Annotated in this window: 20 protein-coding genes and 1 pseudogene; 7 read left to right on the forward strand and 14 right to left on the reverse strand. The window is 65.4% G+C overall.

The window, feature by feature from the left end:
* Positions 1-42 precede the first annotated feature (42 nt).
* Positions 43-549 (forward strand): hypothetical protein, encoded by a 507-nt coding sequence (locus WDM24_RS28415; protein ID WP_338828133.1) that lies wholly within the window; start codon positions 43-45, stop codon positions 547-549.
* Between the two features lie 42 nt (positions 550-591).
* On the opposite strand, the gene WDM24_RS28420 is transcribed toward WDM24_RS28415, so the two are convergent.
* The 3 genes from WDM24_RS28420 to WDM24_RS28430 form a co-directional block, all read right to left on the reverse strand.
* Positions 592-1461, reverse strand: a complete 870-nt coding sequence (locus WDM24_RS28420; RefSeq protein ID WP_029085341.1) for an MlaD family protein — start codon at positions 1459-1461, stop codon at positions 592-594.
* A gap of 108 nt (positions 1462-1569) precedes the next feature.
* On the reverse strand, positions 1570-2340 hold the full coding sequence (locus tag WDM24_RS28425; protein WP_166305904.1) for an ABC transporter ATP-binding protein: 771 nt from the start codon (positions 2338-2340) through the stop codon (positions 1570-1572).
* 2 nt (positions 2341-2342) lie between these two features.
* Positions 2343-3476: an MlaE family ABC transporter permease gene (locus WDM24_RS28430; protein ID WP_166305901.1), complete on the reverse strand. Its 1134-nt coding sequence runs from the start codon at positions 3474-3476 to the stop codon at positions 2343-2345.
* Between the two features lie 144 nt (positions 3477-3620).
* Here WDM24_RS28430 and dgcA point away from each other — a divergent pair, with 144 nt between their 5' ends.
* Positions 3621-4622, forward strand: a complete 1002-nt coding sequence (gene dgcA, locus WDM24_RS28435) for an N-acetyl-D-Glu racemase DgcA (RefSeq protein ID WP_338828135.1) — start codon at positions 3621-3623, stop codon at positions 4620-4622.
* Between the two features lie 98 nt (positions 4623-4720).
* Here dgcA and WDM24_RS28440 read toward each other — a convergent pair whose 3' ends face one another.
* On the reverse strand, positions 4721-5893 hold the full coding sequence (locus WDM24_RS28440; RefSeq protein ID WP_338828137.1) for an MFS transporter: 1173 nt from the start codon (positions 5891-5893) through the stop codon (positions 4721-4723).
* Between the two features lie 75 nt (positions 5894-5968).
* Between WDM24_RS28440 and WDM24_RS28445 the strand changes: the two genes are divergently transcribed.
* On the forward strand, positions 5969-7240 hold the full coding sequence (locus tag WDM24_RS28445; protein WP_338828139.1) for a hypothetical protein: 1272 nt from the start codon (positions 5969-5971) through the stop codon (positions 7238-7240).
* Between the two features lie 107 nt (positions 7241-7347).
* Here the strand turns inward: WDM24_RS28445 and WDM24_RS28450 are convergent, their stop codons facing one another.
* Positions 7348-8187 (reverse strand): DMT family transporter, encoded by an 840-nt coding sequence (locus WDM24_RS28450; RefSeq protein ID WP_338828141.1) that lies wholly within the window; start codon positions 8185-8187, stop codon positions 7348-7350.
* A gap of 175 nt (positions 8188-8362) precedes the next feature.
* Between WDM24_RS28450 and WDM24_RS28455 the strand changes: the two genes are divergently transcribed.
* Complete coding sequence (locus WDM24_RS28455) at positions 8363-8965, forward strand: CGNR zinc finger domain-containing protein (protein WP_338828142.1); 603 nt, start codon at positions 8363-8365, stop codon at positions 8963-8965.
* 69 nt (positions 8966-9034) lie between these two features.
* Here WDM24_RS28455 and WDM24_RS28460 read toward each other — a convergent pair whose 3' ends face one another.
* From WDM24_RS28460 to thiD, 4 genes are all read right to left on the reverse strand, one after another.
* On the reverse strand, positions 9035-10024 hold the full coding sequence (locus WDM24_RS28460; protein WP_338828143.1) for a threonine/serine dehydratase: 990 nt from the start codon (positions 10022-10024) through the stop codon (positions 9035-9037).
* Positions 10025-10116: 92 nt separating this feature from the next.
* Positions 10117-11232, reverse strand: a complete 1116-nt coding sequence (locus tag WDM24_RS28465; RefSeq protein ID WP_338828145.1) for a glycosyltransferase family 1 protein — start codon at positions 11230-11232, stop codon at positions 10117-10119.
* Positions 11229-12041 carry a UDP-2,3-diacylglucosamine diphosphatase gene (locus WDM24_RS28470; protein ID WP_026193024.1) on the reverse strand — a complete coding sequence of 271 codons (813 nt, stop codon included), beginning with the start codon at positions 12039-12041 and terminating at the stop codon, positions 11229-11231. The genes WDM24_RS28465 and WDM24_RS28470 overlap by 4 nt, the downstream gene beginning before the upstream one ends.
* A 356-nt stretch (positions 12042-12397) precedes the next feature.
* Positions 12398-13195 (reverse strand): bifunctional hydroxymethylpyrimidine kinase/phosphomethylpyrimidine kinase, encoded by a 798-nt coding sequence (thiD, locus tag WDM24_RS28475; RefSeq protein WP_338828147.1) that lies wholly within the window; start codon positions 13193-13195, stop codon positions 12398-12400.
* A gap of 181 nt (positions 13196-13376) precedes the next feature.
* Here thiD and WDM24_RS28480 point away from each other — a divergent pair, with 181 nt between their 5' ends.
* Positions 13377-13622: an Lrp/AsnC ligand binding domain-containing protein gene (locus WDM24_RS28480; RefSeq protein WP_016845986.1), complete on the forward strand. Its 246-nt coding sequence runs from the start codon at positions 13377-13379 to the stop codon at positions 13620-13622.
* 125 nt (positions 13623-13747) lie between these two features.
* On the opposite strand, the gene WDM24_RS28485 is transcribed toward WDM24_RS28480, so the two are convergent.
* Positions 13748-14680, reverse strand: a complete 933-nt coding sequence (locus tag WDM24_RS28485) for a c-type cytochrome (protein WP_166305874.1) — start codon at positions 14678-14680, stop codon at positions 13748-13750.
* Between the two features lie 165 nt (positions 14681-14845).
* Between WDM24_RS28485 and WDM24_RS28490 the strand changes: the two are divergent.
* Positions 14846-15267: pseudogene (locus WDM24_RS28490) on the forward strand (CHRD domain-containing protein).
* A gap of 91 nt (positions 15268-15358) precedes the next feature.
* Here the strand turns inward: WDM24_RS28490 and WDM24_RS28495 are convergent.
* Both WDM24_RS28495 and WDM24_RS28500 read right to left on the reverse strand, forming a co-directional pair.
* A complete protein-coding gene (locus WDM24_RS28495) occupies positions 15359-15805 on the reverse strand; it encodes a cytochrome c (protein WP_338828148.1) in 447 nt (148 codons plus the stop codon).
* Between the two features lie 102 nt (positions 15806-15907).
* Positions 15908-18217 (reverse strand): xanthine dehydrogenase family protein molybdopterin-binding subunit, encoded by a 2310-nt coding sequence (locus tag WDM24_RS28500; protein ID WP_338828150.1) that lies wholly within the window; start codon positions 18215-18217, stop codon positions 15908-15910.
* Between the two features lie 599 nt (positions 18218-18816).
* Here WDM24_RS28500 and WDM24_RS28505 point away from each other — a divergent pair.
* Positions 18817-21258, forward strand: a complete 2442-nt coding sequence (locus WDM24_RS28505) for an EAL domain-containing protein (RefSeq protein WP_338828151.1) — start codon at positions 18817-18819, stop codon at positions 21256-21258.
* A gap of 1 nt (position 21259) precedes the next feature.
* On the opposite strand, the gene murJ is transcribed toward WDM24_RS28505, so the two are convergent.
* Positions 21260-22789: a murein biosynthesis integral membrane protein MurJ gene (gene murJ / locus WDM24_RS28510; protein ID WP_338828152.1), complete on the reverse strand. Its 1530-nt coding sequence runs from the start codon at positions 22787-22789 to the stop codon at positions 21260-21262.
* A 103-nt stretch (positions 22790-22892) separates the two neighbouring features.
* A complete protein-coding gene (locus WDM24_RS28515) occupies positions 22893-24044 on the reverse strand; it encodes a DegT/DnrJ/EryC1/StrS family aminotransferase (RefSeq protein ID WP_338828153.1) in 1152 nt (383 codons plus the stop codon).
* Between the last annotated feature and the right edge of the window lie 25 nt (positions 24045-24069).

A 24069-nucleotide genomic window follows, 5' to 3' on the forward strand; every position in this document is an offset into this window, starting at 1 on the left:
TCATCCTGGCAACCGCGCCAGAACACGGCTGAGAGGGTTCAGATGTTGCCATCGCATCGCGCACACCGGCACTCCATCGTCGCGTTGACGGTGCTCGGGACAATCGGGTTGGCCGCGGTTGCGATGGCGGATCCGATGGAGCCATCCAAAATCCGGACCATCAGAGTAACGCCCCAGTCGGCCGATGATCTTGGCGATCCATCGAAGGCGCTTCCAAAATCGAACCGCCTTCACGTGTTGACGGTACGGCCAAAGCTGCCTGACGAACAACGCGACGCTGCTGGCCGCGAGTTGTCAACAATACAGCAGACAAGCAAACCCGCGGCCGATGCGCATGTCGTTCGAACGATGCCCGTCAGGCTGGAGCCCCAGCAGCCCCGCAATACATTCGGCCGCGAATGGTCGGGGACACCGGGTCTCATCAACGGCGCATCCAATGCCCACCACATTCGCACGTTGACGATCCGCTCGGAGCGGACGGACATCAGTCCCGGCTATAACCGCTTCGTTCCTGAGGCAGGTGAACCGACACAGTCACCGCCCCGATGAAAGGTGCGCCCCTCGTCGGAACCGAGAGGAGACCCGCCTCGCCTACTGCCGCCGTCGCGGTCCGGGTGCTGCGGCCGGAGCCGGCGCGGGCTCGGGTGCGGCGTTGTTGCTGCCGCCGAAGATCACCCGGCTCGGGTTGCGGTCGAAATTGTTCACGGCGCGGCTGATGTCGGAGAGCGTGCGGCGGCCGTCGGTGATCAGGGCGGTGGAGCGCTTGTCGAGATCCTCGGCGAGTTCGCGGATCGACTTCACCATCAGGTTCAGCTCGCTGCCGCTGTTGCCGCCCGCGATCGCATTGAGGCCCAGCATCAGACTGTCGGCCTTGCCCATCACGCCGTCGACCTTGAGCATGACGTTGTCGATCTTCTCGGAATTGCGCGCCAGCGCCTGGGTGAAGACCTCGAGATTCTTCAGCGAATTCTTCACCGACTGCTGATTGTCGGCGACGATGCGGTTGACGTTTTGCAGGGTGGCGCGGATCGCCTCGGTGACGTCCTGCAGCGCATTGGGGTCGGCGGTCAGAACCGGGATGCCGTCCTCGTCGAGCGGCACCGGCGGAGCGGCCTCCTCGCCGCCCTTCAGTGAGATCGCGGCGACGCCGGTGAGGCCCTGGAATTCGAGACCGACCAGGGTGTCCTTGCGGAGCGGCGCGTTGTTCTCGATCATCGCCAGCGCGACCACGCGCCGCGGGTTGTCGAGCTTCACCGAGACCACTTCCCCTATCCGGATACCGTTAAAATTGACATTGCCGCCATTGCGCAGGCCCGATGCCGGCCCCTCGAAGATCACCCGCAGGGGGCTGCGCTGCTTGGTGGTGTGCAGGCTCTGGAACCACAGCACGAAGCCGAACGCGGCGGCGATCACCGCCAGCGTGAAAGCCCCGATCAAGACGTAGTTCGCCCGCGTTTCCATCAATCACTCCTGAGCTCTCGCGCAGTCAGCCTGCGCTCGAGCCCGTCGAATTCCCTGTTGGCGCATGATCTCGTCCGAAAACCGGTCTCCTTGCTTCGGGATCATGGGCTAGGCCACAACGGCACGGGCGCGCTTGCCGTTGAAATATTGCTGCAGCCATGGATGCTGCGATGCCTTCATGTCGGCGATCGATCCTGCAGCAATGATCTTACCGTTCCCTAACACGGCGATACGGTCGCACGCGGTGTAAAGACTGTCGAGGTCGTGGGTTACCATGAAAACGGTCAGCCCCAAAGTGCGCTGCAGGGTGCGCACCAGCTCGTCGAAATCGCCGGCGCCGATCGGATCGAGGCCCGACGTCGGCTCGTCGAGAAACACCAGTTCAGGATCGAGTGCGAGTGCACGCGCCAGCGCGACGCGTTTGATCATGCCGCCGGACAATTCCGACGGATAGCGATCGGCGACCTCGGGCTTCAGCCCGACCATCACCAGTTTCGCCACCATGATCTCGTCGAGCAGCCGCTGCGAGACGCGCAGATATTCGCGCGCCGGAAACTGGATGTTCTGGCGCACCGTAAGCGAAGAGAACAGCGCGCCTTGCTGGAACAAGATGCCCCAGCGCCGCTCGACGGCTCGGCGCTGCGCCGAACTCGCGGCATCGAGATCGACGCCGAACACTTCGATGCGGCCGGAGACCTTTGGCACCAGGCCAATGATGGTGCGCGTCAGCACCGATTTGCCGGCGCCCGACGGACCGACGAAGCCGAGGATCTCGCCGCGCTTGACGTCGAGGTCGAGGCCGTCGAGCACGCGCGTCTTGCCGAACTGCACCGTGATGTCGCGGACCCGGATGATGGCGTCGTCGTCCTGCTCGGCCATGATCACATCCCGATCGAGGCGAAGAAGATCGCGAACACGCCGTCCATCACGATCACGAAGAAGATCCCTTTCACCACCGAGGCGGTGGTGTGCTGACCGAGCGACTCCGCCGAGCCCTGCACCGCCAGCCCCTCGACGCAGGCGACGATGCCGATCACCGCCGCCATCACCGGCGCCTTGACCATGCCGACGATGAAATGGTCGATCGATATGGCATCACGAAGGCGGAGCAGGAAGGCTTCCGGATCGACGCCGCCATAGAGCCAGGCCACGAGGCCGCCGCCATAGAGCGCGGCCATCGCGCCGAGGAAGGCCAGGATCGGCAGTGCCAGCACCAGCGCCAGCATGCGCGGCAGGATCAATACCTCGATCGGATCGAAGCCCATGGTGCGCAGCGCGTCGATCTCCTCGCGCATCTTCATCGAGCCGAGCTCGGCGGTATAGGCCGAGCCGGAGCGGCCCGCGACCATGATCGCGACCAGCAGCACGCCGATCTCGCGCAGCACCAGCACGCCTAGCATGTCGACGACGAAGATGTCGGCGCCGAACCTGCGGAAATGGAAGATGCCCTGCTGCGAGATGATGCAGCCGATCAGGAAGGTGATCAGCACCACAATCGGCACCGCGCGCCAGCACACCTGCTCGAGGTGATGCACGGTCGAGGTCAGGCGGAAGCTGCGCGGATGGATCAGCACATTGCCGGCTGCGGCAATCACCGCACCGAGCATGTCGATGAGGCCGATGATGGTACCGCCGATGCCGGCCACGGTGCGCCCGATCTGCTCGAGCATGCCTGATATCGAGAGCGGGTCGCTCACGACCTTGGGCGCTGCGCCGACGCGGCGGACCTCGTCGACCAGGCTGGAATAGTTGGCGGAGAGGCCCGCGATCTCGGCTTCGGCGCTGGCGTTGCTGAGGCTGCGGCGCAGCCGCTCGATCAGCCAGGCGCCGAACGTGTCGAGGCTCGCGACCTGCGACACGTCGATGAAGATGTGCGGGCGGCTGCCGCGCAGCTTCTCGGCGTCGGAGACGATCCGCTCGAGCGCAGGGGCAAAGCGGGCGGTCCAGTTGCCCGCCGCGCACAACGCCAGTCCTTCGCCTTGGGCTATCCGCTCCAGTGTCGGGTCGCCGCTCACCTTTTGCCTACCCCTTGAAGCCGGCTGGCCGCCGCTCACGCAGATCTCCGGCGGCTTGCCGGATCGGCTTGTCGAATCTGCCACTAACCAGCCATAGTTGGTTGCGCGTCGCAAGCTACGGTTCAGGAAATAGTAGACTTTAAAATGACTTCCACCCCATCCCGAGCTATTTCCCTTAACGTGGGGATCGAGCGCTGGCCGATCGCCGGGACGTTTACGATCAGCCGCGGCGCCAAGACCGAGGCCGTCGTCGCGGTGGCCGAGGTGAGCCAGGGCGGCGTCATTGGCCGCGGCGAATGCGTGCCCTACCCGCGCTATGGCGAAACGCCTGAGGCGACGCTGCAAGCGATCCAGGCGATGCAGGAACCGCTCGCCGGCGGTATCGACCGGATTGCCCTGCAGGCCCGGATGCCATCAGGCGCTGCCCGCAATGCGCTGGATTGCGCGCTGGCGGACCTCGAGGCCAGGCTCAGCGGTCAGCGCATCTGGAACCTGCTCGGACGGCCGGCGCCGGAGCCCCGCACCACCGCCTATACGATCTCGCTCGGAACGCCGGAGGCGATGGCGGAAGCCACTGCCAAGGCCGCACACCGTGCGCTGCTCAAGATCAAGCTCGGCGGCGAAGGCGACGGCGCACGGATCGCCGCCGTGCGCAAAGCGGCGCCGGCATCCGAACTGATCGTCGACGCCAATGAAGCCTGGACCGACGATAACCTCGCCGCCAACCTCGCGGCCTGCGCCGATGCCGGCGTCACGCTGATCGAGCAGCCGCTGCCAGCGGGCAAGGACGAATCGCTGGCGCGGATCAAGCGCCCGGTTGCGGTCTGCGCCGACGAAAGCGTACATGACCGCGCTTCGCTTGCGGGCCTGCGCGGCCGCTATGACGCCGTCAACATCAAGCTCGACAAGACCGGCGGGCTGACCGAGGCGCTCGCGATGGCGGATGCCGCGAGCGCGCTCGGCTTCGAGATCATGATCGGCTGCATGGTCGCGACCTCGCTTGCGATGGCACCGGCGATGCTGATCGCGCAAGCCGCGCGCTTCGTCGATCTCGATGGCCCGCTGCTGCTGGCGAAGGACCGCGACAACGGGCTGCGCTACGAGGGCAGCCTGGTCTACCCGCCGGACGCCGCGCTCTGGGGCTAGAGCATGATCCGGAAAAGTGTGTAGCGGTTTTCCGAAAAGATCATGCTCAAATCAAAGAGCTAGAGCGGGATGACGATTCGAAGAAGAGTCATCCCGCTCTAGTGGACTAGTCGCTTCCGCGCGAACCACATCACGAGCCCGCCCAGAGCCGCCATCACAGCCATCATGTCGTAGACGCCGAGCCCGATGCGCGCATAGACCAATCCGCTGACGATCGCAGTCGTGCTCGCGACGATGCCGGCGCAAGCGGTGAGATAACCTTGTGCCCGCGCCATCACGTGAACCGGCACGTGATGCACCATCAGGCCCATGATGCCGACCTGGGTCAGACCGAAGCTCAGCCCGTGTCCGAGCTGGACCACCGCCAGCACCGCAAGCGGCGGGTCCTGCGCGGTGATCGCCCAGCGCGCCATGGCGCTGGCGGCCGCGATCATCACCAGCACCGCCGACGGCAGCGTGAAGCGCGGCGAGAGCGCAAACAGCACGATCTCGGCGATCACGCCGAGCACCCAGAGACAGGCGATGGTCAGGCCGCTGAACCCGGCCTGCTGCCAGGCGATCGATGCGAAGATGTAATAGGCGCCATGGCTGCCCTGGATCAGCGCCGAGGACACGATGATGGCGAGGAAGGTCGGATTGCGCAGCAGTTTTGGCGCGCCGGCCACGGGCGCCGCGGCGGCCGCGGGACGGCCGAGCGGTCGCAATGTCAGCCCGACCAGCGCCCCGAGCACGGTCACCGCCGTGATGATCCAGATCAGATCGACCTCCGCGACGTAGCGGAGCAAGAACCCGCTGACCAGCGCGCAGACCGCGAAGGCCGCCGAGCCCCAGAGCCGCAGCGGCCCGTAGCTGAGACCGAATTGCCTGACGCCGCGCAGCGCATAGGCGTCGGTCAGCGGCACCATCGGCGTCCAGACGCAGCAGGTCAGCGCATAGACCGCGAGCAGCACGAACGGCTGATGCTGGGTGCCGATCACGGCAAAGCCGCACACCGTGGCGAAGCCGGTGGCGATGATCGCGCCGCGCAGCATCTGGCGCCGTTCCGCCACTGCTGTGACCAGCGGCAGCACGGTGAAGCGCGTCACCGGCGGCACCGCCGTGATGATGCCGATCCAGGTGGCATCGATGCCGATCACCTTCAGCCACACCGTGAAAAACGGCAGGTGAACCCCGGTCATGCCGAACAGCGTGGCATAGAATGCCGCAAGGCTGACAGCGAATCGCCGCGATGCAAGCTTTGCTGCAATGGGGATTTGTGATTCGGAAGACATCAATTCAATTGCGATTCGCGCGATATCGTGATGATCGTTAGCGTAACGCGCAGTGATTTGCGCGAAGAGATTGTGATGGCCGAAGAAGCATTCGCCCTGTCGCCGATATCCGCCCGCGCGGCCCTGCCGAGCGAGGAGGACTATGCCGCGATCAGCGCGGCCTTCATGGAGACCTCGCGGGGCCGCTGGTTCCTCGGCGAATATGCCAAGCGCAACCGCAACGCCGACACAAGCATGGTGCTCGATGCGGTGGCGCGGATCGAGGAAAGCCTCAGCGCGCAGCGGCAGGCGGCCGCGGACGCCATCCGGGACGAGCAGCTGGCACAGGCGCTGGCCGCCCTGCGCGGCGCGATCGAGGCCGCGCAGGTCTCCGCCATCACAGCGCTCGACGGCGTCAGCTTCGAGCAAAACCTCGCGCCGGTGCGCAAGGGCGTGCGGGTGATCAGGGAAATCTCCTGGCGGCTGCGCGAGATCGGCAATGACGGCCGGATCTGCGACATCATCGATTCGCAGGCCAGCGCGATCGAGGCCGGCGCCGCTGAGGTTTCGATGGACGACGCCAAGGCCGTGCTGGATGCCGCCTTCGCGGCGCTGGCCCGCCGGCTCGGCGAGTTCGATCCGGACAAGGCGGCGCCCCCTGCGGCCGAACCTGATGTGGCCGAGGCTCCGGTTGCGGAACCGCCTGCGGCCGCGCCCTCACCGCCACAGGTGACCGAGAGCGCTGCCGCCGACGCCGCGGTTACCACGCCGCCAGCGCCGCCTCAGGAGGCCGCTGCAACGCCGCCCGCCGAAGCTGCGATGGCCGTCACGCCGCTGCCGAGCGAAGCCTGGATCACGGCCGAGACCGCGCTGGCCGAAGCAGAGGCCGCAGAGCTCGCCCGCGTCGCCAACGATGCGGCCGCCGACGCCCAGGACGAAGCGATGCTCGATCTCATCGCGATGGAAATGGGCGCGCCCGATCCGATCGACGAAGAGGCGATCGCCGAGGAAATGCGCGCCGCCGAGGAGATGCGCGTCGCCGAGGCGATGGCTGCCGAGCCCCAAATGGCTGAACCCGAAATGGCTGCACCATTGGCTCAGGCCGAGCTCGCGGCGGCGCCCGAGCCGAAGATCGAGGTCAGGGTCGAGCCGCCGCCGGTGGCCGCAGCGCCGGTTGCCGAAGCCCCGGTCGTGGCGCCGCCTCTCCCGCCCGCCGTTGAGGCTGCCGCCGAACCTGCAAGAGAGATCTCGCTTGGCTCGACCATCATCGCCAGCGGTCTCCTGAAAAGGCCAAGCGTCGCGGCCAACGATCCGCTCGCGCCTATCCGCCGCATGAGCCAGGCCGAGAGGATCGCGTTCTTTTCGTAAGCGCGGCGTATTCGCACCTCGTGCGCGAGCATTTTTCTCACATTGGTCACCCGCGAAGCGTGACCCAACTCACGTACCGCCGATGGCCATGGGTAGAGGTCACGGCTTCAGGTGTTGATTCGGGGCGTGGTCCACGTTGCAAATCGCGGAATTGGACCGCCGCTAACGATATAGACGCCCGCTGAGATCAGACCGATCGCCCCCCAGTCAAACGGTCCAGGCCATTCGCCGAGGACCGGAATTCCCAATAGCGCCGTCATGGCCGGGCAGAGCGCCGCGAAGGCGGCGCCGCTCGAGGCGCCGAGGATGCTGACGGCTCGTCCATAAAGAAGCAGGGAGATGATCGCGGTGAACACGCCCTGCACCACAGCCTGCAGCGCCACGTCGCCCCACGGTGCTGCCGCAAGTGTTGTTCCAGGCAACAACGTGAAGACAGGCAGATACAGGATCATGGCGCCGACGGCGGATATGGCCGCGGCATGCAATCCATCCAGACGAGCCTTTCGCAGAGCGACCGTGTAGCAGGCCCACGCCAGTGCGGCGCAGAGAAACAGCCCGTGACCGACATTCTGCAGCGATCCCAACTCACCGCCGGAGCCCCACGCGATGACGAGCACACCCGGCAGAATGAGGGCGAAGCCGATCTTCTTCACCGTCGTGAACACCTCCTTCAAGAGCGCCGCCGCAAGCAGCGCGACCATCAACGGCATCACACCCGGAAACAGAGCGCCCGCATGCGCTGCCGGAGCGAACAGAAGTCCGGAGTTGGCGAAAAAGACCGGCCCCGCGCCGCCAAGCACAATGGCCGCCAGTCCGAACCAGCCGAGACGATCGAATGCCAGTCCGTTCTTGACCAGGTAGGGCAACAGCAGCATCCCGGCGACGCCGAAGCGCAACGCCGCGATATCCCAGGGTGTGAGGCTGGTCCGAAGGCCAAGGCGCGCCACGACGATCCACCCCGACCAGATGCTGACGGCCGCGAGACCGCAAAGCGCACCTTGAAGGTATTGCCTGGCGTCGCGTTGGCTCGACATTGCCTGTGGTCACCTTGGACGCCGCAATGGTACATAACCTTTATAACGTGTATTATGGGTTATGATCGCATCGCAGGCAAGGTCGGGGATGACCGGACCAACCAACCCATTCGACTGGAGCGGAGGTCATCCCGCCCTGGACCTCGTCAACACGCTGGACGAGCGGCCCTCCGACGCACCGATCGAGACTCTGACCGCCTACGGCGCTTTGGTGAGTTTCACTGAGCTGGCCGGGCTTATCGAGCCTTCCGCGGCGAAGCGGTTGCGATCGCTCGGTGGGCCCGCTTGCACACGCGTCATACGGCGCGCTCGCGAATTGAGGGAACACCTGTACACAATCGTTGGCTCAATCCACGATGCGCTATCCGTTCCGCAGAACGATCTGGACGCGATTGCCGTGGAAGTCCGCCGGGCACACGCCGCCAGAGCGTTCACCGCAACCGGAGCATCAAGCGCCATCATATCCGGCTGGAGGTTGCCCACCTCCCCGGAGATACCCGTGCATGCCTGCGCCTTGGCGATAGAGGATCTGCTTCTATCCGCGGACCACAGCCGCATCCACAAGTGTGGCGCGGCCGACTGTGAAGTCTACTTTATAGATACCAGCAAGGCGCACCGGCGGCAGTGGTGCAGCATGAAGAACTGTGGCAACCGCGAGAAGCAGAGGCGCTGGCGCTCGGCGGCAGAATAGATTTCTGCGGAACGACACGGGAGAGAGCGATAAACCGTCCTCCCCCGCTCCTTCCAAGCCACGCTGGTCTCAGGCGACGAGCTTCGCGAACAGATCGGCGTCGACATTGCCGCCCGAGAGCACGATGACGACGTTCTTGCCCTTGACGTCGATCCGCCCGGCCAGGAGCGCGGCAAGCCCGACCGCGCCGCCGGGCTCGACCACGAGCTTCAGCTCGCGATAGGCAAAGGCCACCGCGGCGCCGACCTCATCATCGGAGACGCTGACGCCATTTGCGAGCAGCTTGCTGTTGATGGCGAAGGTCAGTTCGCCCGGCATCATCGCCATCAGCGCATCGCAGATGGTGCGCGCCGCGACCGGATGCGCCTCGCGATGCCCGACCTTGAGCGACAGCGCGTGATCGTCATAGCCCGCGGGCTCGGCGACGATCACCTGGGCCTGCGGATATTTCGCCTTCACCGCGGTGGCAACGCCGGCAATCAAGCCGCCGCCCGAGGCCGGCGCGACCACGATATCCGGCACAAGCCCGAGCGCCGCCATGTCCTCGGCGATCTCGCGGCCGGCGGTGCCCTGGCCTGCGATCACGAAGGGATCGTCATAGGGACGCACCAGGGTCGCGCCGCGCTTGCTGGCGATGCCGTTGGCGATCGCCTCGCGGTCGTCGCGATCGCGATCGTAGAGCACGACCTCGGCGCCATAGGATTTGGTCCGCTCGCGCTTGGTGAGCGGCGAGTCCGCGGGCATCACGATGGTCGCCTGCATGTTGAGAATCTTGGCCGCCGCGGCGACACCCTGGGCATGGTTGCCCGACGAGAACGCGACGACGCCGCCGCTGCGCTTGTCCTGCGGAATCGAGGCGAGCTTGTTGAAGGCGCCGCGGAACTTGAACGATCCGGTCCGCTGCAGCATTTCGGGCTTGAGGAAGACCTGGCTGCCGACGCGTTCGTTGAGAACGGGGAAGGTCAGGAGCGGCGTTCGCACCGCGAACGGCGCGACCACCCTTGCCGCGGCATCGATGTCCGCGGCAGCGACGGGTGGATTGAGAGTGGTGTCCGTCATCCACGATTTGTATCGCGGGGGGACGCGGCCCGGCAAGACGCTTTATAGCGTTTTCGAGCGAAGTCGGTACCGGTTCGCGTGAAGAAAACGCGTCAAAACAAAGACGCGTGAGATCGTTCAGCGTGACGTGGGATGGGGGCCGGCAGGACGGCGAAATGGTGCTCTTCGGCGCCGAATTCGAGCGCTTGCCCCTCGCCGTCGGGTGCCGCGGGGCGGACGTTCATGCAGCGGTCGATGAACACCCGGGCCGACGCCTGCCAGGTATGGAGCGCGGCGAAATCGACGCAGGCCTGGCGCGAGATGCCGAGCGCCTCCAGGCAGGCGTGGTGCAGATCGTCGTCGAGCACGCCAACCGGCGCCGCGCCGATCACGTCGCGGGGGCCGGTGACCGGAAAAGCGGCAACCGGCAGGCCGCTCGCCAGCGCCTCGAGCAGCACCAGGCCGAACGTGTCGGTCCGGCTCGGGAACACGAACACATCGGCGGCGGCGTAGATTTCCGCCAGTTCCTCGCCGTGGCGGGCGCCGAGGAAGACGGTTTCAGGGTATTTTCGCTCCAGCGCCGCCCGCGCCGGGCCGTCGCCGACCACGATCTTGGTGCCGGGCAGATCGAGATCGAGGAACGCCTCAAGATTCTTCTCCACTGCCACCCGGCCGACGCTGAGATAGACCGGCTGCGGCAGGCAGAGATCGACGTCGCGCGGATGGAAAAGCGCGGTATCGACGCCGCGCGACCACAGCACCACGTTGCGGAAGCCGCGTTGGCGCAGCTCGGCCGCCAAGGCCGAGGTCGCCGCCATCACCGCCCGGCTCGGCCTGTGGAACCAGCGCAGCGCACGCCACACCCAGGCTTCGGGGACAGGCGTCCGTGCCGAGACATATTCGGGGAAGCGGGTGTGGAAGCTCGTCGTGAACGGCAGGCCGCGCTTGCGGCAATAGCGGCGAACCGCAAGCCCGATCGGGCCTTCGGTCGCGATATGGATGCTGTCGGGCCTCGCCGCCTCGATCAGGCTGGCGACCTTGGCCTGATACGGCAGCGCCAGCCTGAGATCGCGATAGCTCGGCATCGCAAAGGTACGGAACTCGTCCGGCGTCAGGAAGCTCACCTCGACACCGAGCGATTTCGCCGCCTGCGCCATCATGGTCAGCGTGCGGACAACCCCGTTGACCTGGGGATGCCACGCATCGGTCGCGACCAGGATATGCGTCATGCAGCGCGTGCCGTCACTCGCGGAACCGGCGCAATCCGGCGCACCGGATCGGTCCAGGTGATGATCTCGAAATGGCCGTCTTCGTGCTCGGCGAGCGCGGTGCAACTCTCCACCCAGTCGCCGCAATTCATGTAGCGGATGCCGTGCTCGTCATGAATCGTCGCGTAGTGGATATGGCCGCAGATCACGCCGTCGCAGCCGTGGCGCCGCGCCTCGCCGGCAAGCGTCGCCTCGAACGCGCCGATATAGTTCACCGCCTTCTTGACCTTCAGCTTGGCCCATTGCGACAGCGACCAGTACGGCACGCCGAACATCTTGCGGAAGAAGTTGACGAAGCGATTCATCTGGATCGCGAAGTCGTAGGCCTTGTCGCCGAGATGGGCGAGCCAGCGCGCGTTCTGCACCACGAGATCGAAGATGTCGCCGTGGATCACGAGGTAGCGCTTGCCGTCGGCGCCGGTGTGAACGGTGTTCTCCACCACATCGATGCCGCCGAAATGCGTGCCGTAATATTTGCGCAGGAACTCGTCGTGGTTGCCCGGGACGTAGATCACCTTGGCGCCCTTGCGCGCCTTGCGCAGCATTTTCTGCACGAAATCGTTATGGGTCTGCGGCCAGTACCAGTTCGACTTCAGCGCCCAGCCGTCGACGATATCACCAACGAGGTAGATCGTGTCGGCATCGTGAGAGCGGAGGAAGTCCAGCAGGCGGTCTGCTTGCGAACCGCGGGCTCCGAGATGGACATCGGAGATAAACAAAGTGCGAAAGTGCCGCTCGGGACTTTCTTCACTCAAGGAGTCACTTCCCATGCCTGTGCACCTAACAGATTGCTGTGACAAGGCGATGACGACCCCCGTGACCCAAGGCCTCACTAACAGTTAACGAGAATCAGCAGCACGCCCCTTCCTTGCGGATAACAGCGGCGTGCGACAATCTGGCGACATGGACGGTCGCGGCTGTGCGGAACAGGCGGCGTGTTGCTCGCATATCGCGGTGGAACAAAGCGTGCAGTCGAAGAATCGATGAATGCGTGCCCGGATGAAGCGAAGCGCAATCCGGGGTCTTATATCCGCGGACGAGTTGGTCCCGGATTTCGCGGAGCCTGTCATCGGGCGCGCATTCGCGCGACCCGTTGGCTTCATCCGGGCTACGAAGCTACGAAGCCTCAGTAATATTTGTGGAAGTGATGCACCGGCCCGTGGCCGTGGCCGACGGCGAAGCGATCGGCGGCGGCGATGGCGTCCGTGATCCACGCCTTGGCGTTGCGCACCGCGCTCTCCATCGCCTCGCCCTTCGCGAGCCCCGCAGCGATCGCCGACGACAGCGAGCAGCCGGTGCCATGCGTGTTGGATGTGGCGATGCGCGGCGCCGCCAGTGCGATGCTGCGCTCGCCATCGATCAGATAGTCGATGCTCTCGGCGCCATGCCCGTGGCCGCCCTTGACCAGCACCGCGCGGCATCCCATCGCCAGCAATTGCCTGCCCTGCCGCGCGACGTCGGCCTCGCTCGACGCGATCGGCTCGTTCAACAGCGCCGCGGCTTCCGGCAGGTTCGGCGTGATCAGCGATGCCAGCGGAAACAGCATGGTCCTCAGCGCATCGACGGCCTCGGCCGCGAGCAGCCGATCGCCCGAGGTTGCGACCATCACCGGATCGAGCACAATGTGGCGCGGTGCCCAGCGCTTCAGCCCGTCGGCAATCGCAGCGATTGTCTCGGCCTGCGCCACCATGCCGATCTTGACCGCGCCGACGTCGAGGTCGGAGAACACAGCATCGATCTGGGCCGTGACGAACGCCGCAGGCACCGGATGGATGCCGCTGACGCCCCTGGTGTTCTGCGCGGTCAGCGCCGTGATCGCGGAGGCCCCGAAAACGCCGAGCGCGGCAAAGCTCTTGAGGTCGGCCTGGATGCCCGCCCCGCCCGAGGAATCCGAGCCGGCAATGGTGAGCGCGACCGGCGTCATCTCGCAGCACCGGCGGTTGATACGAATGAGACCGTTACGATCAAGACCATGGCCTGTCCTAGCCCGGCCGCCCATCGGCAGCAAGTTCGCCTGACTTTACCGCGAGTTGGCCTTGAGTTGGCCTTGCCTTGGCGGCCCGTTTTGGGCCTATAGTCGCGAAAATCCCCCGGAGACGACTTTGATGGTTCCTTTCTTCGTCCAGATCAAATGCAAGCTCGGCCAGTCCTACACCGTCGCCAACGCGCTGGCGGAAGCCGAGATTGCCTCCGAGATCTACTCCACCGCGGGCAATTACGATCTGCTGGTCAAGTTCTACGTCGACCACGACACCGACATCGGCCATTTCATCAACGAGAAGGTTCAGGTGATCCCGGGCATCCAGGACACCCTCACCATCATCACCTTCAAGGCGTTCGGCGCGAAGTAGACTTCGACTCCACTTTCGTCATGGCCGGGCAGATTCGCGAAGCGGGTCTTCCCGCTAAATCTCCCGGGCATGACCAAGCCAGGTGAAAGCGCCTGACGACATGGATCACGCTCTGAGCAAACCTCTCAGGAATCCTTCGCGGGCTTCTTCACCGGTTTCGGCGGTCCCTCGACCGGCGGCAGCGACTTGATGTATTCGGCGATTGCGTCGCGATCGTTCGGCGAGAGCTGCGAGGTGTTGCGGATCACGCGCACCATCGATCCGCCGGCGCTATCGCCGTCCGGCGTCTGCCCGCTCTCGAGGAAATAGGCGACATCCTTCGCGCTCCAGTCCGACAGCCCCCTCGGCGTGATGTTGGGCACCCAGCCCTCGCCCTCCGGATTCGGGCCGCCGGCGAAGCGTTGCGCGCTGATGATGCCGCCGAGGAAATTCCGCGGGCTGTGGCACTCGGCGCAATGGCCAAAGCTGTTGACGAGATAGGCGCCGCGATACCACTGCGCCGAACGGCTGGGGTCCGCGATGAACGGCTGGCCGTTCATGAACAGGAATTTCCAGACGCCGACATTGCGCCTGATGTTGAAGGGAAACGGCAAATCGTGATCGCGCACCTTGCCGGCAACCGGCGGCAAGGTCTTCAGATAGGCAAACAGGTCACGCACGTCATTGAGCTTGGCGTATTGATAGGACGTGTAGGGAAACGCCGGGAAATAGTGCGCCCCCGATGGCGAGGTGCCCTTCATCACCGCGGTGACGAAATCCGCCTCGCTCCAGCGGCCGATGCCGTCGTTCGGATCGGGCGAGATGTTCGGCGCATAGAAGGTACCGAACGGCGACGGTATCGCAAGCCCGCCACCGAGCCTGGTGCGGTCGTCCTGCTTCGGCACGGCGTGGCAGGAGGAACATCCCCCCGCATTGAACGTTGTGAGGCCGTTGGCCAGGTTGGGCTGGTAGGCGGGCAGCGCGCTTGCGGCAACGGTCGCGGGGATCGTCAGCCACCAGAACACGCCGAAGCCGATTAAGCCGGCCAGGACGGCCAGGAGAAGAATTCGTCGCAACATTCACCGATCCGTCATTGGTCGCTTCAGCCTCTCAACCAGTATGATGGCAACCCGTCGCACAAGCTCGCATCAAATTTGCCGCAGGCACGATCAATTTGGGAATAAATCCGAAAAGCCGCTGTTTGAAGACTGCAACCATCGTGTGACGTCAAAGGGGAGAGAACCATGTCCAACAAGACCTTGCTTGCCGCGCTGACGCTCGGCGCCGCCATCGCCCTCGCCGGCCCGGCCTTCGCCGAAAAGCTGACAGCGAAGCTGGACGGCAAGGCGGAAGTGCCGGCACCACCACTGCCGGCACCGGCACCGCCGATATCGACTACGACGCCGCGAGCAAGAAGCTCAGCTGGAAGCTGACCTATTCCGGTCTCTCGGGCCCCGCCACTGCCGCGCACTTCCACGGCCCCGCCGAGGCCGGCAAGAATGCCGGCGTCGCGGTCGCGATCCCGAACGCGACGTCGAGCCCGGTCGAAGGCAGCGCAACACTGACCGACGCGCAGGCCGCCGATCTCCTCGCGGGCAAGTACTATGTCAACGTCCACACCGCGGCCAACCCGGGCGGCGAGATCCGCGGCCAGGTCACCAAGTAGTCTCTGACGAAGCAACCACAACAAGAAGCGGCCGGCACAAAAAAGGGCGGACGCCTCAAAGCGTCCGCCCTTTTGATTGACCGAACGACGATCAGCCCTTCTTGAGGCGATAGGTCTCGTGGCAGCCGCCGCACTGCTTGAACAGCCCCGGCATCTCCGCCTTCAGTGTGTCGACATCCTTGACCTTGCCTTTGGTGTCGGCGACGACCTTGGTGAAGCTCGCAATGTGGGATTCGAATCCGGCCTTGTCTTCCCAGATCTTCGGCGAGGCGGAGTAGTCGCCCTCCGGCTTGAGGCCCTTGGTGCTCTCAGGGAACAGCGTCGGAAGCTTCTTGGCGGTGTCTTCGAACCTCGCCAGCGCGGCATCGACGGTTGCCTGGTCGTAGGGCTTCTCGCCCTTGATCATCGCGGCGATCGCGCCGGCGTTTTTGCCGGTTTCCTTCATCTGGGCCTGGGTCTTGTTGACCTGGTCCTGCTGGGCCACGACCGCACCCGCACTTAACGCAAGCACCGCAGCAACGACGACAATCCGCTTCATCGGCAAAACCCCTCAATCCTGCTCTGTCCCGGTCCGCGGTGTGCGGCCGGCCTGGTTTGCAAACACCGCAGGCGGAATCCTCATTCCGCCTGCGACAATTTATCAGAGATTATGCCGGCGCTGCGCCTCGCGGATCGCGATCCAGACCCGCTCCGGCGTGGCCGGCATGTCGATGTGGTCGATTCCGTATTCACGATGCAGCCCCTCGAGGATCGCGTTGACGACCGCCGGGCACGAGCCGATCGCGCCCGCCTCGCCTGCGCCCTTCACGCCAAGCGGGTTGGTCGTGCAGGGCACGTTATGGGTCTCGAACACGAAGGACGGACCGTCGGAGGCGCGCGGCAGCGCATAATCCATGAACGTGCCGGTGACGAGCTGACCGTCGGCCGGGCTGTAGACCGCCTGCTCCATCAGCGCCTGCCCGATGCCCTGCATCGCGCCGCCATGAACCTGTCCCGCAAGCATCAGCGGATTGAGCGTGACACCGAAATCGTCGACGATGACGTAGCTGACGATCTTGATGATGCCGGTGGCCGGATCGATCTCGACCTCGGCGAGATGCGTGCCGTTCGGATAGGTGCCGTCGGCGCTGGCGAACGTCGCGCTGGCGTTCATCTTCGAGGAATCGCCGCCGGGACGCCTGGCCAGATCGGCAAAGCTGACCGAGCGGTCGGTGCCGGCGATGCGGATGCGGCCATCAGCAATCTCGAGGTCGCCGGTGCCGGCTTCCAGCGCCTGTGCCGCGAGCTCCTTCAGCTTGTTGCCGAGGTCGTGCGTCGCCCGCTGCACGCTGACGCCGCCCGACGGGATCGATGCCGAGCCGCCGGTACCGAGGCCGGTCGCGATCTTGTCGGTGTCGCCCTGCAGCACGTGGACGCGCTCGGGCGGCACGCCGAACTGCTCGGCGACGATCTGCGCATAGGCGGTCTGGTGACCCTGCCCGCTCGACTGCGTGCCGATCAGGATCGAGATATCGCCATTGGGATCGAGCGCCACATTGGCGGTCTCCTCGCCCATGGTGCCGCAGACCTCGACATAGCTCGCCATGCCGATGCCCCGCACTAGGCCGTCCTTCTTAGCCGCCTTGGCGCGCTTCGGAAACTCCTTCCAGTTGGCAATCTCCATCGCGCGCTTCATGTGCGCGACGAAGTCGCCGGAGTCGTAGACCTTGCCGGTCGCGGTCGTGTAGGGCAGCGACTTCGGCGGAATGAAATTCTTCCGCCTGATGGCATCGGGCGTCATGCCGAGTTTTCGCGCGGCCGCATCGACCAGCCGCTCGATGACATAGGCGGCTTCCGGGCGGCCGGCGCCGCGATAGGCATCGACCGGTACCGTGTTGGTGAACACGGTGCGGACCCGGCAGTGAAAGGCCTGGATGTCATAGAGGCCCGGCAGCATGCCGGCGCCGCCATGCGGGATGTAGGGCGCAAAGGTCGAGAGATAGGCGCCCATGTCGCCCATCAGGTCGACATCCATGCCGAGGAATTTGCCGTCCTCGGCGAGCGCCATCTTCGCGGTGGTGAGATTGTCGCGGCCCTGCGCGTCGCCCATGAAATGGTCGGAGCGCTCGGCGGTCCATTTGATGGTCTTCTTGAGCTGGCGGGCGGCGACCGAGATCAGCGCATATTCGCGGTAGGGAAACAGTTTGGTGCCGAAGCCGCCGCCGACATCGGGGCAGATCACCCGCATGTTTTCCTTCGGCATCTTCAGGATCATGTCGCAGAGGATCTCGCGCAGGCGATGACTGCCCTGGCTGCCGATCGTCAGCGTCAGATGATCCTTCCTCGCGTCGTATTCGGCGACCGCGGCGCGCGTCTCCATGAAATTGGTGATGACGCGCGGATTGACGATGGTGATCTCGGCCACCGCATGCGCCTTGGCGAAAGCATCTTCCGCGGCCTTCTTGTCGCCGATCGAGACGTCGAACAGCACATTGCCGGGCTTGTCCGGCCACACCTGCGGCGCGCCCTTCTTCACCGCGTTGACGAGGCCAGCCACCGCCGGCAGCGGCGTCCATTTGACGTCGATCGCCTCGATCGCGTCACGCGCATGATCGACGGTATCGGCGACCACAAAGGCGATGGCGTCGCCGACATGGCGCACTTCGTCCTTCGCCAGGATCGGATAAGGCGGCGCGGTGAACGGATCGGTTTCGAGATTGAACAGGCACGGCAGGCCGCCGAGATCGGCGACATCGGCTGCGGTCAGGATCAGCGCCACGCCGGGCATGCCGCGGGCCTTGCCGGCATCGATCGTGTAGGTCGCGTGCGCATGCGGCGAGCGCAGCATCAGCGCATGCAATGCGGGAGACGGGGCGACGTCGTCGGTGTAGCGGCCCTTGCCGCGAATCAGAGCGTCATCCTCCTTGCGCCGCACACTTTGTCCGACGCCAAACTTGATGGGAGCTGCCATCGTCTCTCCAATTGCCTTGGTTGTTTGCATGCATATTGGCGTGGTTGTCCGCGAAGCGCAAACCGCTTTCCGCCGCACGCGGCGCGATCACACAACCGGCACCTATGCATTTGATTTGACAACGCAAAACCAGAGCGTTTTGGAGCGAAGCGGATACCGAGCCTCTCCACCGGAACGAGGCTCCAAACCAAGAGATGCAGAATCTCTCGCAACGGCCGTGGTGAAAACTTCTGATGATAGAGAATCCGACCTGACGGATCTCCTGGAGCAGCGGGGATAGAGACGACTGCCAAAGCAACCTGAACTTAACCGCGACAACAAGAGTTTCATCCAGATTGGGTTCTTCCGCACACTTGGTGCCGGTTGCAGGATTCACAAAAACTACACCAAAGAACCGGAAGAACCCCAGGTTGTGACCGCCGTCGCTGCAAGATTGTCGCGCGATATGCTAACGAGTTTGCCGCGTAATTGTAGTTTGGCATTTTGGTTGGGGACCGATGGCCGCTCGCAAATTGTCGCAAGGGCAGGCCCCCACGCGGATAGCGCGTCGGCGTTGGCACGAAGAGCGGTCGTTGCGGTGTGCCATCAGGTTGGCCCGCATGGGCTACTGGGAAGCGGAGAGTCCCGCCGCGACCGATTTCTGGGTATCGCCTGAGCTCGCCGCCTTCTACGAATTCGAGACGGCTGACGGCTTCGTCCCCATCGCCACGGTGCGCGAGCGCTATTTGCCTGAAAGCCGGAAGGTTCTGGAGGCGCATTACGCGGCCTGCTGGGCGGACGGGCGGCCCTATGCGGTGCAGACGACGCTCCTCAGACCCGATGGCCGCCTGCTCGACTGCGTGGTGCATGGCGAGCCAGAGTTCGACGCGCACGGTCAGGTCCGGCGCGTATCCGGCATTGTCCGCGACGTCACGGAGGAGACCTCCGCGCTGCGCCGATTGGCGGAGAGCGAGCAACGGCTGGCCGATTTCGTCAGCACCGCCTCGGACTGGTGCTGGGAGAGCGACGCCGCCCATCGGCTGCTGCCCTATCCCAAGTCGCTTGCCGGCAATGCGGCCTTCCAGACCGTTGCGAGTGGCGGGAGGGCGCGCTGGGAACTGGCTTACGCGCCCGAGGACGCAGAGGCCATGGCGCGGCACCGGGCCGACATGGAGGCCCACCGCCCTTTTCGCGACTTCACCTATACGCTGGTCGGCCAGGACGGGTCGCGCGTCAGCATCTGCACCAGCGGCAAGCCCATCTTCGCCGATGACGGCAGCTTTCTCGGCTATCGCGGCACGTCCAGCGACATCACCCAGCTCAGGGCGGCCAAGGCGCTGCTCGACCAGCGCACGCGGGCGCTGGAGGAAGCCCACCGGCTCGGCAAGATCGGCACCTGGAGCTACCGGCTGGACATCGGCCGCACGGTCTGGGCGCCCGAGCTCTACCAGCTTCTCGGCTTCGAGCCCGACGCGTTCGAGCCGACCAATGAGAACATGAGGCCCTATTTCCTGGACGGCGACGCCGACCGCTTCCGGGAGGTGCAGAAACGGGTCCTACGCAGCCGCAGGACCGAGGCCACCGACCTGCGCATGTTGCACGCGGACGGCACGGCCCGCGATCTTGCGGTGATCTGCAAGGCCGAGGTCGCCCACGACAAGGTCATCGGCATTATCGGCACCGTGCAGGACGTCACCGAGCGCAAGGAGGCCGAGCGCCAGCTCGAGCAGCTCGCCTACACCGACCCCTTGACCGGCCTTGCCAATCGCGCGCTGTTCAAGCGTCGGCTCGCCGACTTGATCGAGGGCTGTACCCTGGAAGGCCGCAGCGGCGCGCTGCTGCTCATCGACCTCGATCGCTTCAAGGAGGTCAACGACTCCCTCGGCCATGCCGCCGGCGACGAATTGCTGATCCGGGTGGCGGCTGTGCTGCGGCAGGACCTGGGGCCGCGCGCCTTCATCGCCCGGCTCGGCGGCGACGAATTCGCCGTGCTGGCGGAGGGATGCGGCATGTCCGACGCCGCGCTGACCGGGCTTGCCGATCGGCTCATCGGCAAGCTGTCCGGCCCCGTCGATCTCACCGAGGGCGAGGCCTTCGTCGGCGCCACCATCGGCATCACCCGCCTGCCGGAGCATGGCGCAGCGGCGGAGAGCGCCGTGCGCAATGCGGACCTCGCGCTGTACATGGCCAAGGAGGCCGGGCGCGGCCGGGCGCAACTGTTCGAGCCGGTCCATGCGCAGGCGGTCGATCAAAGGCTCGATCTCGGCCGGCATCTGCGCCGCGCCGTGGAGGCCGGCGCCCTCGAGGCCCATTATCAGCCGCAGGTGGATTTGGGGACCGGCCGCGTCACCGGCTTCGAGGCGCTGCTGCGCTGGACCCATCCCGAGCGCGGGCCAATCTCACCGGCGGAGTTCATCCCCATCGCCGAAAGCTCCGGGCTCATCGTCGATCTCGGCCTGTGGGTGCTGCGCGAGGCCTGCCGGCAGGGCCGCACCTGGCTGGATGCCGGGCTGCCGCCGCGCTCTGTCTCGGTCAATGTCTCGCCGGCGCAGATCTGGAACGTGGATTTCGAGACGGCAGTTTCGGCCGTGCTGGCGGAGACCGGCTTTCCGGCGGAGCTGCTCTGCCTGGAGCTCACCGAAAGCCTGTTCGTGGATCATACCGAGCAGCGGATCAGTCGCACGCTGACGGCGCTCTCCGGTCTCGGCATCCGGCTGGCGCTGGACGATTTCGGCTCGGGCTATTCCTCGCTCGGCTATCTGACGCGCCTGCCCTTCGACTGGCTGAAGGTGGACCGCGCCTTCGTCGATGGCATTTCCACCGCGCCGGAGAAGCGCAAACTGCTCGGCGGCATCATCGCTTTGTCGCACGGGCTGGGCATGAAGGTGGTCGCGGAGGGAGCCGAACTGCCGGCCGAACTGGACGTGCTCGGCGGGCTCGATTGCGACCTGGTGCAGGGCTTCGTCTTCTCCCCGCCCGTCGCCGCCGACAAGGCGCCGCTGGTGGCCGCCAGCATCGAGCGCGAGGCGTGCCGGATACAGCCAAAACGAAATCGCCTCTAGGCTATACGCGGCGCAGTGCGAACAGCCAGCCGCGGCCGAACAGCGTGAGGATCAGCAAGGCATAGACGAAGATGCCGACTGCAATCAGCAGCAGCAGGATCAGCTCGTCGCGAAGGATCTGCATCGGCGCGAACCATACATAGGCGAAATGCCAGGTCAGCCACAGCGCAAGCGCGAGCAGGAGGCCGCACAGCGCGAAGGTGCCGAACGAGCGGATCAGCGCGCGATCGAGCACGAGATAGCCGCGGCGGATCGCGAACATCAAAACGAGCAGCAGATTGACCCAGGCTCCGATCGCGGTCGCGAGCGCGAGCCCGACCTGCGCCAGCGTGCCGACCAGCGCGATCTTCAGCGCGACGTTGACCGCGACCCCGGTCAGCGCCGCCTTCACCGGCGTTGCGGTATCCTTGCGGGCATAGAAGGTCGCGACCGCGCTGCGGATCATCACGAACGGGATCAGCCCGACGGCATAGGCCGCGAGCGTGGCGCCGGCGCTTGCGGCATCGGCCTTCGAGAACGCGCCGCGAGCGAACATCGCGCGCATGATCGGATCGGCGACGGTCAGGAACGCCGCCACGAACGGCACCGAGAACAGCAGCGTGAAATCGAAGGCGCGGCGCTGCGCGGCCATGGCGCCGGCGTGGTCGTCGGCGGAAAGCCGCCGCGACATCTCCGGCAGCAGCACGGTGCCGATCGCGATCCCGATCACGCCGATCGGCAATTGGTTGAGGCGGTCGGCATAATACAGCGCCGACAGCGCGCCGGCCGGCAGGAAGGTCGCGATGATGGTGTCGGCGAACAGCGCAACCTGCGTTCCCATCGAGCCCAGCGTCGCCGGGCCCAGTGCGCGGAAGAAGGCGCGGACGTCCTCGTCGAGCCTCAAGGGCGCAAACCGCGGCAGGCCGCCATGGCGCGCGAGGTCGCCGGCGAGCAGGAAGTATTGCAGGAAGCCCGAGATCAGCACACCCCAGGCCGCGGCATGGCCGGCGCTCGGAAAGAACGCCGCCAGCGCCAGCGTCATCATCATGGCGAGGTTGAGGAAGATCGGCGCCGCGGCCGCGCTGGCGAAGCGATGCATCACGTTGAGCATGCCGCCGTAGAGCGTCACCATCGTGATCAGCAGCAGATAAGGAAAGGTGATCCGCGTCAGCTCGATCGCGAGCTTGCGCTGCGCCGCGTCCTCGGTGAAGCCCGGCGCGAGGATGCTCATCGCCTGCGGCATGAACGCCATCGCCACCACCAGCAGAATCACCTGCGAGGCAAACAGCAGCGTGAAGATGCGGTCGGCGAACAGCCGCGCCGAGGCTTCGCCGCGCTCGCCATGGACATGGGCATAGGCGGGCACGAAGGCGGCGTTGAAGGCGCCTTCGGCAAAGATCGCGCGGAAATGATTGGGCAGCCTGAGCGCCACGAAGAAGGCGTCGGCGACCGGCCCGGCACCGAGGATCGCCGCGAGCATGATGTCGCGCGCAAATCCGGTCACCCGCGATAGCAGGGTATAGCCGCCGACAGTGAAGATGCGCCCAAGCATCCGCTGCTTCTAGCGCATCATCACCCTAGGTCAAAATGACGTATTCAGGACGTTAACGATCTAGGCATGATCCAGCCCGAAAACCGGAAACCACTTTTCGGGATCATGCCTGTAGCGCGCTGCGCACAGCCGCGATGACGCGGTCCTGCGTCGCCTCGTCGAGATAGGGGTGCATCGGCAGGGCGATGACGTCCTTAGACAGGCGTTCGCTGACCGGCAGGCCGCCGTCCGCGACCGGGAAGTGGCTATAGGCCGTCTGCTGGTGGACCGACTTCGGATAGTAGATCATGGTCGGGACGCCCTGCGCCTTCAAGGCGGCCGCGAAGGCGTCGCGATCGATGCCGTTGGACAGACGGATGGTGTATTGCGCCCACACCGAGGTGCAGCCCGGAGCAAGCCGCGGCACCGCGACGAGGTTGCCGAGTGCACGCGTATAGCGTTCCGCCACCTTGTTGCGCGCCGCGATCTCGTCGTCGAAGATCTTCAGCTTCTCGAGCAGGATCGCCGCCTGCATGGTGTCGAGCCGCGCGGTGAGGCCGAGCCGCACGTTGTCGTACTTGTCCGAGCCCTGGCCGTGCACGCGGATGCTGCGCAGCGTGCGTGCGAGCTCCTCGTCGTCGGTGAAGATCGCGCCACCATCGCCGAAGCAGCCGAGCGGCTTGGCCGGGAAGAAGCTGGTGCCGGTCGCGAGCCCGAAGGTGCCGAGCTTGCGGTTCTTGTAGGTGGCGCCAAAGCCCTGCGCGGCGTCATCGAGCACGAACAGGCCCTCGGCCTCGGCGACCGCGGCGATCGCATCATGATCGGCGCTCTGGCCGAACAGATCGACCGGGATCACGGCAACCGGCTTCAGCCCGCGCGCCCGCGCCGTCGCGATGCCGCGCTTGAGCGAGTTGACGTCGATGTTGAAGGTCTCTTCGTCGACATCGACGAACACCGGCGTCGCGCCGGTCAGCGTCACGACCTCGCCGGTCGCGCAGAAGGTGAAGGTCGGGCACAGCACCGCATCGCCCGGCCCGACGTTCTTCGCCATCAACACCATCAGCAGCGCGTCGGTGCCGCTGGCGCAGCTCACCACGTGCTTGGCGCCGCTATAGTCCGCCAGTGCCTTCTCCAGTGCAGTCACTTCCGGTCCGTTGATGAACTGGCAATGATCAAGCACGCGCGCGACTGCGTCATCGATCGACTTGCCGAGCCGCTTGCGCTGCGCGGAGATGTCGATGAAGGGAATGGGCTCAAGCTGCAGGTGCTGGTTCATGGAGGCTCTTTGCAAATGTTGAATG

It is taken from the genome of Bradyrhizobium sp. 27S5, from assembly GCF_037217225.1.
GTDB classification, from domain to species: Bacteria; Pseudomonadota; Alphaproteobacteria; order Rhizobiales; family Xanthobacteraceae; genus Bradyrhizobium; species Bradyrhizobium septentrionale.